This is a genomic window from Streptomyces ruber (assembly GCF_014648075.1).
In the GTDB taxonomy this organism is placed as follows: Bacteria; Actinomycetota; Actinomycetes; order Streptomycetales; family Streptomycetaceae; genus Streptomyces; species Streptomyces ruber.
This window is the reverse complement of record NZ_BMQK01000054.1, coordinates 1-837: the sequence shown is the minus strand read 5'-3', so window position 1 is coordinate 837 and position 837 is coordinate 1. Positions and strand designations below refer to the sequence as shown.

Sequence of the window (837 nt, the reverse complement as noted above, 5' to 3'; positions counted from 1 at the left end):
GGGGCGGGCGGGGCCAGGGCGGGGTCGGCACTCAGCACTGCTCGTTGCAGGTGCTGCAGTTGCGGGCCGGGCTCGATGCCCAGCTCCTCTGCCAGCTGTGCCCGTGCCTGCTGATAGACCTCCAGGGCCTCGGCCTGCCGCCCCGACCGGTACAGCGCCAGCATCCACTGCCCGGCCAGCCGCTCATCCAGCGGGTGGGCGGCGGCGGCACCAACCAGGCCGGCCAGCACCTCGGAGTGCCGGCCCAGCCGCAGCGCCAGATCGTTGCTGTCCAGCTCGGCGGCCCACCGCTCCCGGTCCAACTGGGCACGCACCATGTTGCACCACGGAGTGTCCAGCCCGGCCAGGGCCGGGCCTTGCCACAGTTCCAGCGCCTGCCCGACCAGCCCGGCCGCGACCTGGTCGTCGTCGGTGCTGCGGGCCTGGGCGAGCAGCCGGTGGAATCGGTGTGTGTCCACCGCCAGCGGCTCCGCGTCGAGCAGGTAGCCGGCCGGCCGCCGAACGATGTCGACCCCGGCGACCGCGAGGGCGCGGCGCAGCCGGGCGAGATAAGTGTGCAGCGTGCCCCGGGCGCGCTGCGGTGCCCGCTCTCCCCACACCCGGTCGATCAGCTGATCGGCCGGCACGCTGCGGCCGGCGTCGACCAGCAACGCGGCCAGCACGCATTGCTGCCGGGCATGGCCCACTGCGACCGGCCGCTCGTCCACGCGCGCTTCGATGTCGCCGAGCAGCCGGAATTCCACCGCCATCGTGCCCCCCGGTGGGCCGGCACCCCCGTCGCGGGGTGTGCCCCCTTCCGGGATAGCCGTCCCGGCCAGCCAATTCAAGCCCCGCGAC

The 837-nt window shown here is 74.6% G+C and carries 1 protein-coding gene; it reads right to left on the bottom strand.

The window, feature by feature from the left end; all coding sequences use genetic code 11:
• A partial coding sequence (locus IEZ04_RS34320; RefSeq protein ID WP_189220917.1) for an AfsR/SARP family transcriptional regulator occupies window positions 1-749 on the bottom strand: 749 nt, incomplete at its 3' end.
• Between the last annotated feature and the right edge of the window lie 88 nt (window positions 750-837).